This window comes from Afipia birgiae 34632 (genome assembly GCF_000308295.2).
Taxonomy (GTDB): Bacteria; Pseudomonadota; Alphaproteobacteria; order Rhizobiales; family Xanthobacteraceae; genus Afipia; species Afipia birgiae.
Genome location: NZ_HG326653.1, coordinates 530,714 through 542,751 on the forward strand (window position 1 = coordinate 530,714; position 12,038 = coordinate 542,751).

9 protein-coding genes are annotated in these 12,038 nt (G+C 61.8%); 5 read left to right on the forward strand and 4 right to left on the reverse strand.

What is annotated here, in order from left to right; all coding sequences use genetic code 11:
- Positions 1 to 74: 74 nt before the first annotated feature.
- The 5 genes from mnmE (at position 75) to BN32_RS16495 (ending at position 5,902) form a co-directional block, all read left to right on the forward strand.
- Positions 75 to 1,412, forward strand: coding sequence for a tRNA uridine-5-carboxymethylaminomethyl(34) synthesis GTPase MnmE (gene mnmE / locus BN32_RS16475; protein ID WP_019199247.1), 1,338 nt, complete (start codon positions 75 to 77; stop codon positions 1,410 to 1,412).
- Between the two features lie 110 nt (positions 1,413 to 1,522).
- Complete coding sequence (gene mnmG / locus BN32_RS16480) at positions 1,523 to 3,391, forward strand: tRNA uridine-5-carboxymethylaminomethyl(34) synthesis enzyme MnmG (RefSeq protein WP_040426835.1); 1,869 nt, start codon at positions 1,523 to 1,525, stop codon at positions 3,389 to 3,391.
- A 9-nt stretch (positions 3,392 to 3,400) separates the two neighbouring features.
- On the forward strand, positions 3,401 to 4,057 hold the full coding sequence (rsmG, locus tag BN32_RS16485) for a 16S rRNA (guanine(527)-N(7))-methyltransferase RsmG (protein WP_019199245.1): 657 nt from the start codon (positions 3,401 to 3,403) through the stop codon (positions 4,055 to 4,057).
- A gap of 33 nt (positions 4,058 to 4,090) precedes the next feature.
- A complete protein-coding gene (locus tag BN32_RS16490) occupies positions 4,091 to 4,945 on the forward strand; it encodes a ParA family protein (protein WP_040426837.1) in 855 nt (284 codons plus the stop codon).
- Positions 4,946 to 5,020: 75 nt separating this feature from the next.
- The gene (locus BN32_RS16495) at positions 5,021 to 5,902 is read left to right on the forward strand and encodes a ParB/RepB/Spo0J family partition protein (RefSeq protein ID WP_019199243.1); all 882 of its coding nucleotides are present in this window, start codon (positions 5,021 to 5,023) and stop codon (positions 5,900 to 5,902) included.
- Positions 5,903 to 5,923: 21 nt separating this feature from the next.
- Here the strand turns inward: BN32_RS16495 and holA are convergent, their stop codons facing one another.
- The 4 genes from holA to BN32_RS16515 form a co-directional block, all read right to left on the reverse strand.
- Entirely contained in the window at positions 5,924 to 6,952 is a 1,029-nt protein-coding gene (holA, locus tag BN32_RS16500; protein WP_019199242.1) for a DNA polymerase III subunit delta, read from the reverse strand.
- Positions 6,953 to 6,970: 18 nt separating this feature from the next.
- Positions 6,971 to 7,525: an LPS assembly lipoprotein LptE gene (locus BN32_RS16505; RefSeq protein WP_019199241.1), complete on the reverse strand. Its 555-nt coding sequence runs from the start codon at positions 7,523 to 7,525 to the stop codon at positions 6,971 to 6,973.
- Positions 7,512 to 10,145 (reverse strand): leucine--tRNA ligase, encoded by a 2,634-nt coding sequence (leuS, locus tag BN32_RS16510; RefSeq protein WP_019199240.1) that lies wholly within the window; start codon positions 10,143 to 10,145, stop codon positions 7,512 to 7,514. The genes BN32_RS16505 and leuS overlap by 14 nt, the downstream gene beginning before the upstream one ends.
- Positions 10,146 to 10,243: 98 nt before the next feature.
- Positions 10,244 to 11,935 carry a diguanylate cyclase domain-containing protein gene (locus BN32_RS16515; protein WP_019199239.1) on the reverse strand — a complete coding sequence of 564 codons (1,692 nt, stop codon included), beginning with the start codon at positions 11,933 to 11,935 and terminating at the stop codon, positions 10,244 to 10,246.
- Positions 11,936 to 12,038 lie beyond the last annotated feature (103 nt).

Below are 12,038 nucleotides of genomic sequence, written 5' to 3' on the forward strand. Positions count from 1 at the left end.
AATGCAGCATAATTCGACATCACCATAGCTGGGAATTTTCATTGCCTGTCCGGCATGTGTCCGACAAATAGGCCATGCATTCCCCAGATCAGACCATCTTTGCTTTGTCCTCCGGACGCGCGCCGTCAGCGATTGCCATCATCCGCGTGTCCGGTCCGCAAACCCGTTTAGCGATCGAGCGGCTTTGCGGAAAATTGCCCGCGCCTCGTCTTGCCCAGTTCGCGACCCTGCGGGATCTTGACGGCAGCGCTATCGACGAATCGGTCGCCCTCTGGTTTCCGGGTCCGCACAGTGCGACGGGCGAAGACGTCGCGGAATTTCAGGTTCATGGCGGCCGCGCGGTGATCGCAGCGATGTTCGATGCGCTCAGTGCCATAGACGGCTTGCGTCCGGCGGAGCCGGGTGAGTTCACGCGCCGCGCGTTCGAAAACGGCAAGCTCGATCTCACCGAAGCGGAAGGTCTCGACGATCTGATTCACGCCGATACCGATCGTCAACGCCGCCAGGCGTTGCGGCATCTGAAAGGATTGCTGGGTGCAAAGGCCGAGAGCTGGCGGCAGCAGATCATCGAAGCATCGGCGTTGATCGAAGCAGGCATCGATTTTTCGGACGAGGGTGATGTTTCGGCAGAGCTTGTCGCGCCGGCGTTACGCAAGATCGCGGCGTTGAAATCGGAAATCGAAGAAACCCTTGCGGCATCGGCACAAAGTGAACGTCTGCGCGAAGGCCTGACGGTTGCGATTGCCGGTCCCCCAAACGCTGGCAAGTCGACGTTGCTCAATCGCCTCGCGCGGCGCGAAGCTGCGATTGTGTCACCGCACGCCGGCACCACACGCGACGTCATCGAAGTGCATCTCGATCTCGACGGTTACCCGGTGACGCTGATCGACACGGCGGGTGTGCGCGATACCCACGATCCGGTCGAGCAGGAGGGTGTGCGCCGCGCGCGCGATCGTGCGCGCACGTCCGACCTGGTGTTGTGGCTTGTCGATGCGAACGACAGGAATGCGCCGACGCCGCAAAGCGATGGCGACCACGCGCCGGTCTGGATCGTGCGCAACAAGGTTGATCTGGTCGCTGTGAAAGGCGAGGGCGCCGGGGCGACGGGGCGGTTCGATGTTTCCGCGTCGCGTGGTGATGGTGTCCCGGAGCTGATCGCAGCGCTCGTGATCTACGCCCGGGACTATTTTGGATCGGGCGAAATGGCGCTGGTCAGCCGCGCCCGGCACCGGACCTTGTTACGGGAGACGGTCGCCGCGCTGGGACGGGCAGGGCGCTCGGCCGACAAGGGGGATGAACTTCTGGCCGAAGAACTACGAATCGCGATTCATTCATTAGGCCGATTGACTGGCAGAGTGGATGTCGAGGACATTCTTGACGTTATCTTCCGCGAGTTCTGCATCGGGAAGTAGGCCAGTGGCCCCTGCGGGTTCCAGATAGGCCAATGACCTTGTTTCACGTGAAACATCCGGGATGCATTTCCGTCTTTCAGCTTTCGCACCAAAGCGATAGAAGTCTGCCGATGCAGACATTCGACGTCATTGTGATCGGGGGGGGGCACGCCGGCTGCGAAGCGGCGGCAGCGTCTGCGCGCATGGGTGCGAAAACTGCGTTGGTCACCCATCAATTTGCGACCATCGGCGCGATGTCCTGCAATCCGGCCATCGGAGGCCTTGGAAAGGGCCATCTGGTCCGGGAGATCGACGCCCTCGACGGCCTGATGGGCCGGATCGCGGACCGGGGCGGCATCCAGTTCCGGGTTTTGAACCGCCGCAAAGGGCCCGCCGTCCGTGGTCCTCGCGCCCAGATTGACCGCAAGCTTTATGCGGCCGCGATGCAGGCCGAAATCCGGGAAACGCCCAACCTGATCGTGATTGAGGGCGAGGCTGACGAGCTATTGCTCTCTGAGGGCCGAGTTTGCGGGATTCGCCTCGGCGACGGTCGGGAATTCGCCGTAGGCGCGGTAGTTGTGACCACCGGGACCTTTTTGCGGGGCCTGATCCATCTGGGCGAGAAGAATTGGCCGGCGGGACGGGTCGGAGAGGCCCCGGCGATGGGTCTCTCAAGATCTTTCGAGCTTGCCGGATTTGTTCTGGGTCGCCTGAAGACCGGAACGCCGCCGCGCCTCGATGGCTCGACCATCGATTGGTCTGCGGTCGAAATGCAGCCGGGGGACGACCCAATCGAGCCGTTTTCGGTGCTGACCGACCGGATCACGACCCCACAGATCGAATGCGGGATCACCCGGACCACCAACGCCACCCATGAGGTCATCCGCGCCAATGTCCATCGCTCGCCGATGTATTCCGGCCAGATCAAGAGCACCGGCCCGCGTTATTGCCCGTCCATTGAGGACAAGATCGTCCGTTTCGGCGACCGCGACGGCCACCAGATCTTCCTGGAGCCCGAAGGGCTCGACGACACCACGGTTTACCCCAACGGGATCTCCACATCGCTGCCGGAAGAGGTTCAGCAGGCCATTCTGGCCAGCATTCCCGGCCTCGAGCAGGTGAAAATGGTCCGTCCGGGCTATGCCATCGAATACGATCACGTCGATCCACGTGAACTGGAGCCGACCCTGCAAACCCGACGGGTGCCGGGGCTTTTCCTGGCCGGGCAGATCAATGGCACCACCGGCTATGAAGAAGCCGGTGCGCAGGGGCTTGTGGCCGGGTTGAATGCCGCGATTCTCGCCGGGGGCGGAAAGCCCGCTGTGTTCGACCGGGCTGACGGCTATCTCGGGGTGATGATCGACGACCTGACGTCGCGCGGCATCACCGAGCCGTACCGGATGTTCACCTCGCGCGCCGAGTATCGTTTGACGCTGCGCGCGGACAACGCCGATCAGCGCCTGACCGACCGGGGTATTGCGCTCGGCTGTGTAGGCGCGGAGCGGGCAGGGCGGCATGCCGGCAAGATGGAAGCACTTAACGCCGCAAAATCGTTGGCGAAATCGCTCTCGGTGACGCCCAACGAGGCCGCAAAGCACGGCCTGATGCTCAATCACGACGGTCAGCGCCGCACGGCGTTCGAAATGCTGGCGTATCCCGAGGTGGAATGGGCCAACATCACGTCAATATGGCCGCAGCTCAACGCAATCGATCCGAAGATCGCGGTCCATCTGGAGATCGACGCCAAATACGACGTCTATCTCGCCCGCCAGGCTGCAGATGTGCAGGCCTTCCGCCGCGACGAGGGACTGGTTCTGACCGATGTGGACTACAGCGCTGTCCCGGGCCTCTCGAACGAGGCGCGGCAGAAGCTCGAAAAGGTGCGGCCGCGGACCATCGGGCAGGCGGGCCGGATCGAGGCAATGACCCCTGCGGCGCTGGCCATTCTCGCGGCCTATTTACGCCGCGAGGCGCGCCGATCCTCAGCGGCTTCGGCATAGGCGCATCTCATGGCCAAACCGGCCCTCGTTTCCATTCCAGCCTCGGACAAGGCGGCGGCTTTGGCGCTGACTCCTGTTTCACGTGAAACAGGAGCCCGTCTCGATCGCTATGTCGATCTCCTGGTGCAGTGGCAGGCCAAGACGAATCTGATCGCGCCCTCCACGCTTCCGCAGCTCTGGACCCGGCACGTCTCCGATTCGCTTCAACTGCTGGACTTGGCTCCCAACGCCCGTCGTTGGCTGGACTTTGGCAGCGGCGGTGGTTTTCCCGGCGTAGTGCTGGCCTGTGCGATGGCCGAGCACGAAGGCGCAAACGTCCAGCTGGTGGAGCGCAACGCCAAGAAGGCCGCATTTCTTCGAGAGGCATTGCGGGTGACCGGCGCTGCCGGCTCAGTTGTCCTCGCTGACATCGGGGATTATGTGGATAGTTTGCAGACGCCGGTCGATTGCATCACTGCCCGCGCAGTTGCTCCACTACATATGTTGCTGGGTTTTGCTGCGCCTCTGGTGCAGCAAGGCACCAAGGCCTTGTTCCTAAAGGGACAAGATGTAGAGGCCGAATTGACGGAAGCTACTAAATACTGGAATATAGAGCCTCTTCTTCATCCCAGTCGCACCGGCGGACACGGTTGGATCGTCGAACTCAATGCGATTGAGCGGCGATAAGGCGTCCAGCAACAACAAGGCATGGCCACGCACATGGTTGGCATCGACGGAATTTTTCAAGACGAGAACGGCGCGACAGCCCAGCGGGGCCATCCCCGGATTCTGGCGCTCGCCAATCAGAAGGGTGGCGTCGGCAAGACCACGACCGCCATCAATCTCGGAACTGCCCTCGCGGCTATCGGCGAGCGGGTGCTGATCGTCGATCTCGATCCGCAGGGCAACGCCTCAACGGGACTTGGCATCGACCGGCGCAATCGCAACTGCTCGACCTACGACGTGCTGATCGGCGAGGCCAAGCTGCGCGAAGCAATCATTCCAACCGCGGTCCCTCGCCTGCACATCGCGGCATCGACCATGGATCTGTCGGGCCTTGAACTTGAACTCGGCACCACGCGCGACCGCGCGTTTCGCCTGCGCGATGCGATCGCCGAACTCAACGTCAATGTCGCGCCCGACACCGACTACACCTATGTGCTGGTCGATTGTCCGCCGTCGCTCAATCTCATCACCGTCAATGCCATGGCGGCGTCGCACGCGATTCTCGTGCCGCTGCAGTGTGAGTTCTTCGCGCTCGAAGGCCTGTCGCAGTTGCTGCAGACCGTCGAGCAGGTTCGCTCGACGCTGAATCCGACGCTGTCGATTCACGGCATCGTGCTGACGATGTTCGACTCGCGCAACAACCTGTCGAACCAAGTTGTCGCCGATGTGCGACAGTTCATGGGCAACAAAGTCTACAACACCATGATCCCGCGTAACGTGCGTATCTCCGAAGCACCGTCTTACGGAAAGCCGGTGCTGGTTTACGATCTCAAATGCGTCGGCAGCGATGCGTATCTGAAACTCGCGACCGAAGTGATTCAGCGCGAACGCGAGCTGCGTTCGCACTGAAATATTATTGTGTGTAGTTGAGGTCGGGCTGAAGCGATGTCGGGAGTGCGTGGGTTGAGTGCAAGGGAGACGGCAATGGCCGACGAGCGTTCGCGATTGGGTCGCGGTCTTGCAAGTCTGATTGGCGATGTCGGCGGCGAAGCTGCTCACGTCGATCGTCCCGCGCGCACGCCGCGCCGCGTTCCGATTGAATTTCTCAAGGCCAATCCGCGCAATCCGCGCCGCACGTTTTCCGATGTCGAGCTCGACGAGTTGTCGGCCTCGATCAAGCAGCACGGCGTGATTCAGCCGATCGTGGTCCGGTCGGTGAAGGGCGCGACGGATCGTTTCGAGATCATTGCCGGCGAACGTCGCTGGCGCGCGTCGCAGCGCGCGGGTCTGCATGATGTGCCGATCGTCACCACCGAGGTGAACGACAGTGACGCGCTCGAGATCGCGATCATCGAGAACGTACAGCGCTCGGATTTGAACGCGATGGAAGAAGCGCAGGGCTATCACGCGCTTGCCGCCGAGTTCAAACGCAGCCAGGAGGATATCGCCAAGATCGTCGGCAAGAGCCGCAGCCATGTCGCCAACATGATGCGTCTGACCAAACTGCCGGATCAGGTTCAGGCTTATATCGCCGAAGGCAAGCTGTCCGCCGGACACGCGCGCGCGCTGATCAATCTGCCGGATGCCGCAGCGGCTGCGAAGCGGATCGTCGAGGAAGGTCTGAACGTGCGTCAGACCGAAGCACTCGCGCATGAAGAGGGTGTGCCGGAGCGCAAGCCGCAGAAGGCGCGCGGGGCGGCGCCTGCAAAAGATCCTGACACCATCGCGCTTGAAAAGCGCGTCAGCGATGTGCTCGGCCTGAAGGTGAGTGTCGATCACCGCAATCCCGGCGGCACGGTGCAGATCAAGTACACCGATCTCGATCAGCTTGACGAGATTTTGCGGCGGCTTGAAGCAGGTAAATAAAAACTAGCAACGACGGGGGTATTAGCCCCGTCGTCGTGCATTGACGGCAATCGCGAGCAGCGCGCGTTGTGCGATGACTTCAGCCAGCGACGATTGCTTGCGCATGTCGAACGCAGCGTCAGCCAGTTGCGCCATGACCCGCGCCATGCGCTCCGCGCTGGTGTTTCGCAGCGCTGTCTCGACCAGCGACTTGCGCGAGAAATGCAGCCGCGGAAATCCGCTCTCGAGCGCGTCGAGTTCGCTGCGGCCTTCCTCGATCGACAGCCGCGCCTTGTGCAGCAGCGCTGCGTGGCGCTGCGCGGACATGATGATCAGGCCGGGGTAAGTCCCGGCCGCCATGGCTTTGGTGAACATGGTTTCGACGTCAGCGGCGCGCCCGGCAAAGGCGTTGTCAACAATGGGATCGAGCGCCATACCGGAGGCGTCGGTGACGATGGCGACTACATCGTCCAGCGTAACCTCACGCTGGCCATGGGCATAAAGCGCGACTTTACGAATTTCGTTGCGCGACGCCTGCCGGTCGCCGCCGAGCAGTGACGTCAGCGCAACGCGCGCGTCGGGCGCGATCGTCAGATTCGAAGCGCGCAACTCGTCGTCGATCAGCCTGGCAAGATCGCGCTCGGTGTCTGCATAGCAGGCGATGGCGACAGCGCTCTTCGCCTTCTCGCAGGCCTTGCGTAAGGGCGCGTCCGGACGCAACTCGCCGGCCTCGATCACGATACGGCAATCCTTCGGCTGCATCTCCGCAAGCGTATCGATACCGCTGGCGAAACTGCGCGATCCGGCCCTGATGCGGATTGCCCGGCGTCCGCCGAACAGCGGCACCGTCATGGCTTCCTCGACAAGACGCGACGGCTCGGCGGCGAGTTCGTCGCCGTCCATGCGCACCAGTGAAAATGGATCGTTCGGATCATCGACGGCGGACGCCATCAGGCTGTCGGCGCGTTCGCGAACCAGGCCGGTGTCGGGACCATACAGCAGGATGATCGGCCGCGACGGATCGGGCCGGGCCAGAAACGCGTCGATTTCTTTCCCGCGAAGCGCGACCACAATTATCTCGATTGTCGATCAGGTGCCGGCGACGAAAAACGATGCAAGCCGCTGGCTGATGTTGTCGGCGATCACCTTGGCGGCACGATCCTCGGCATCGCGCAATCCGCGTGAGCGGGCGAAGCGCTGCTGCTGACCCGGAATGTCATAGGACACGCGCGAGAACGTCGTTCCGGTCAGCACCGTCTTGTCGGTGGCGTTGTCCTTCAGTTCGTAAGTCACATCGATACCGTAGTTCTCGATGTCGGGCCGCGCAGTGATGGGGTCGACAATGATCGATAGCCGCGATGTGCTGACGCGCATCAGGAGGCGGTGGGTCTGAGGGCCACCGACAGCGCTGCCGTACATGCTGAACATCAGCGAATTGCGGATCTCGACGCCAAGCCGCGCCTCGCGCGAACCGTTGGGCAGGTTGAGCGGAGGAACCTCGACGCCCTGCAGTTTTTCCCGTAACGCCGATCCGCCGCTTGCGCTGCGCTCGCCATACATCGGCTGGAAGCATCCGGCCGTCAGGGCCGCAAGGGCAGCCACGGCCACGAGCCGGGCTGCGATGCGCGTATCAAACCACGACATTCACGATCCTCTGCGGAACGACGATGACTTTTCGGGGAGATTTCCCGTCCAAGGCCGATTTTACTGCATCGAGTGCCAAAACGGCAGCCTCAATTTCCTCGTTGGAAGCATTTCGGGCCACCGTGACATCCGCGCGCTTCTTGCCATTAACCTGCACCGGCAGCGCAATTGTGTCGTCGACCAGCAGTTTGGGCTCGATTTTAGGCCATTCCGCCTCGGAAACCAGCCCCGAATGCCCCAGCACCTGCCAGCACTGCTCGGCCAGATGCGGCATCATGGGCGAGATCAACCGGGCCAGGATGTCGAACGCCTCCCGGGCCGCAGTTGCGACAGCCGGGCTGGCTTCCAGCAATTTCGCTGGTCCATCGACGACATCGGCCAGCGCCCCCACAAAGGCATAGAGCTTGGCAATCGCGGTGTTGAAGCGCAGCCGCTCGATCGAGGTCGAGATATCCGCAAGAGTGCGGTGAGCGATGCGGCGCAGCGCCAGCGCCTCCTCGGAACCGTCGTTGTCCGCGGGGGTGCCGGGTTTCGGCAAATGCCGAGCTGCGGTGTTCACCAGCCGCCAGACCCGCTGCACGAAGCGGCTTGCGCCCTGAACGCCTTCCTCGCTCCAGATCACGTCGCGGTCGGGCGGCGAGTCGGACAGCATGAACCAGCGCGCGGTGTCGGCGCCATAGGCGCCGATGATGTCGTCGGGATCGACAGTGTTGCGCTTCGACTTCGACATCTTTTCGATCGGGCCGATCTCGACGGACTCTTTTGTCGTCAGCAATGTCGCGCGTCGCTTGTCGCCGACGGTTTCGATGTTGATCTCCGCAGGTGAAGCGAAGGTGCCGTCCTGTTTTTTGTAGGTTTCGTGCACCACCATGCCCTGCGTGAACATGCCGGCGAACGGCTCGTCCATGCCGACATGTCCCGTCGCCCTCATCGCGCGGGTGAAGAAGCGCGAATACAAAAGATGCAGGATCGCGTGTTCGACGCCGCCGATATACTGATCAACCGGCATCATGTGGTTGGCCACAGCAGGTGTCGTTGGCGCGTTCTCGTTCCACGGGTCGGTGAAGCGCGCGAAGTACCACGACGAATCGACGAACGTATCCATCGTGTCAGTTTCGCGCGTAGCCTTGCCGCCGCATTGCGGGCAGGCGACGTGCTTCCAGGTCGGATGATGGTCGAGGGCGTTGCCCGGCTTGTCGAACGTCACATCCTCCGGCAGCACCACCGGCAGATCCGAGTCCGGTACCGGCACGACATCGCATTTCGGGCAATGGATAACGGGGATCGGGCAACCCCAGTAGCGTTGCCGTGAAATACCCCAGTCGCGCAGGCGGAAGTTGACCTGTCGCTCGCCGACAGGCGCGTTGCCGCGTGTCGTGCTTTCGAGGCGCTTCGCGACCTCTTCCTTCGCTGCTTCGATGGTCATGCCGTCGAGGAAGCGTGAATTGATCATGCGCCCTTCGCCGTCATAGGCGGCGTCCGTAATGACAAACGTCTTCGGATCCTGACTTTCGGGACACACGACGGGCGTGTTGCCGAGATTGTATTTGTTGACGAAGTCGAGGTCGCGCTGATCGTGCGCGGGGCAGCCAAAGATCGCGCCGGTGCCGTATTCCATCAGAACGAAGTTGGCGACATAGACCGGCAGCTTCCAGTCCGGATCGAACGGATGGATCGCCTTGATGCCGGTGTCGAAGCCCTGTTTCTCGGCGGTATCGATGATTTCCTGCGCGGTGCCCTGACGCTTCGTCTCGGCGATGAATTCGGCGAGCTTCGGATTTTTCAGCGCTGCCGCCTGCGCCAGCGGATGATCGGCCGCGATCGCCATGAACTTGGCGCCGAACAGCGTATCGGGACGCGTCGTGAAAACCCTGAGTTCGCTTTCGCCGGTCGGTGCGCTTGCCTGATCAAGAGCAAAGCGAATCAGCATGCCCTCGGACCTGCCGATCCAGTTGCGCTGCATCAGCCGCACCTTGTCCGGCCAGCGGTCCAGCGTATCCAGCGCGTCGAGCAGTTCCTGCGAGTACTTTGTGATCTTGAAGACCCACTGGTTCATCTCGCGCTGTTCGACCACAGCGCCGGAGCGCCAGCCGCGCCCGTCGATCACCTGCTCGTTGGCGAGCACGGTCATATCGACCGGGTCCCAGTTGATCTTGCGCTTTTCGCGCTCGGCCAGTCCGGCCTTCATGAAATCAAGAAACATCTTCTGCTGATGTTTGTAGTAGCTCGGATCGCATGTCGCAAATTCGCGCGACCAGTCGAGCGACAGCCCCATGGTCTGGAGCTGCTTTTTCATCGCGGCGATGTTGTCGTAGGTCCACGCTTTCGGAGCGACCTTGCGTTCGATCGCGGCGTTCTCCGCCGGCAGACCGAAAGCATCCCATCCCATCGGATGCAGCACGTTATAGCCTTTGGCGCGCATGTAGCGCGCGACCACGTCGCCCATGGTGTAGTTGCGAACGTGACCCATGTGGATGCGCCCCGACGGATAGGGGAACATCTCGAGCACATAATATTTCGGCCTGGGGTCGTCGTTGCGCGTCGCGAAGATGGCGCGCTCATCCCAGAGCTTCTGCCACCGCGGTTCGGATTCGCGGGCGTTATAGCGTTCGGTCGTCATCGGATCGGTCGTCTGCCAAAGGGGACAAGGAGGCGGCAGACTAGCCACAAAAGACCGCGACGGGTCAACGCTTTAGGCGCAAATATAGCCCGCGCCGCCTAGCCGGCCAGCGAAACCGGCTGGTCAGCAGACCGGATCAGGCCGTGCTCGACGACCGCGTTCCTGCCCCGGCGTTTGGCCGCATAAAGCGCGGCGTCCGCGGCCTCGATCAGGTCATCCTGGGGCTGGGCGTGGCCCGGCGCGATGGTGGCGACGCCGACACTGACGGTAACGGTCTGGCCAGGACTGGTGAGGTGCGGAATCGCGAGACCTTCCACCGTCGCGCGCACCTGCTCGCCGACCTGCATGGCATGTGTGGGGTCGCTGCTGGGCAGCAACAGGCAGAATTCCTCACCGCCGTAACGGGCCGCGAAGCCGCTGCATGAATTGGCGATCGCCGCCAGCACCTCGCCGACCCGCTTGAGGCAGATGTCGCCTTCCGGATGACCGTAAGTGTCGTTGAACAATTTGAAGTGATCGACGTCGATCATCAGCACCGAAAGCCGTCCGTCGGACTGCAGCGCCTTCATCCACTCGAATTCGAGCCGGCTCTGGAACCCGCGGCGGTTGGCCAGACCGGACACAAGATCGAGCGACGCAATGACGGTCAGCCGGTCGTTGGCAGCGGCCATCGCGCGTTCGCGCTCGGACAGTTGCGACGCCATCGCGTCGAACGCCTTTGCGAGCGGTACGAACTCAGACGGCAACGTCGCATTGGATGCCCTCGCTGACAATTCACCGCGGCCCAGCCGGTGGGCCATGTCGGTCATCATGCGGACGGGCCGCATGATGAGACGCTCGCCGGCGAACCATGCGCCCAGCAATGTCATGAGTCCGACCAGGCCAAGCTGAATATAGGCGTTTACAATATCGCGATTGATGTCACCCAGCAGGACGGACTGGTTGATGCTGACGATCATGCGGGCGCGTGTGCCGGTGACGCGGGCGAACGACACGGCTTTCCGCTCGCCATCGGCGGATTCGAAGGAGATTGATCCGTATTCGCGATCGAGATTGATTTCACGCAACGTGACGGCTTCGAGGAGCGAAGTGTCCTTGAGCTTTTGCCCGATCAGGTTCGCGCTCTCGGGCGGAGAGGCCAAAATCGTTCCTGTTCCGTCGACGAGAACAACCGACACGCCGGAGCGCCCGCCTCGGTTGGTCAGAAGCTGCGACATCCATTTCAGGTCAATTGCCGCGATCACCACGGACTCCTGCCCGCCGTTCACGGCGGAGACCGGATAGGCTGCGATCAGCGTCGGAAGAGCGGTGATGCGGCTCTGGATGTAATCGCTGAGGACGAATTCATGAAGCTCGCGCGCCTTGCGGACATAGTCGCGATCGCTGAGGTCGAACCCGACGATATCCGTCTTTGTCGAACAATCGATCTTGCCCTCCGGGCCAATGATCGAAATGTTTCTGATCCAGGGCAAATCAACACGGAGACTTGCGCGCATGACCGCGCAACCGCGGCCCTGTTGAGCTGCAGCGGCGTAGATATAGGCTGAGGATTTCACGACGGCCTGGACCGTCGAAATGATTTCGCGCTGCGCGTCGGCGGTATGTTTTGCAAGCTCCGATAGCTCGGTTGCAGCCTGTGCGACCTGTCTGGAGCGTGTATCCTCGAGCACCCGAACGCGATCCAGCATCAGCGGAACGACGAGAATCAATGCCAGAATCACGAGACGCGCGCGAATCCCGATAAGCGCCTTGAGTTTTGACGTTTTGCGGCCGAAGCTGGCGATTGACATCGGTATTCCCTTGCCCCACGCCAACCCTACAAAAAAGGGTTCAAAGACCCTTTCTTGAATTCGATAAAAATCGAATGATCCCTAATTTTTAACGCAGGTTTGC

Coding starts and splice junctions, on each gene's coding strand:
- mnmE (WP_019199247.1), top strand. CDS start 75: ATGCATTCCCCAGATCAGACCATCTTTGCTTTGTCCTCCGGACGCGCG.
- mnmG (WP_040426835.1), top strand. CDS start 1,523: ATGCAGACATTCGACGTCATTGTGATCGGGGGGGGGCACGCCGGCTGC.
- rsmG (WP_019199245.1), top strand. CDS start 3,401: ATGGCCAAACCGGCCCTCGTTTCCATTCCAGCCTCGGACAAGGCGGCG.
- BN32_RS16490 (WP_040426837.1), top strand. CDS start 4,091: ATGGTTGGCATCGACGGAATTTTTCAAGACGAGAACGGCGCGACAGCC.
- BN32_RS16495 (WP_019199243.1), top strand. CDS start 5,021: ATGGCCGACGAGCGTTCGCGATTGGGTCGCGGTCTTGCAAGTCTGATT.
- BN32_RS16505 (WP_019199241.1), bottom strand. CDS start 7,525: ATGTCGTGGTTTGATACGCGCATCGCAGCCCGGCTCGTGGCCGTGGCT.
- leuS (WP_019199240.1), bottom strand. CDS start 10,145: ATGACGACCGAACGCTATAACGCCCGCGAATCCGAACCGCGGTGGCAG.
- BN32_RS16515 (WP_019199239.1), bottom strand. CDS start 11,935: ATGTCAATCGCCAGCTTCGGCCGCAAAACGTCAAAACTCAAGGCGCTT.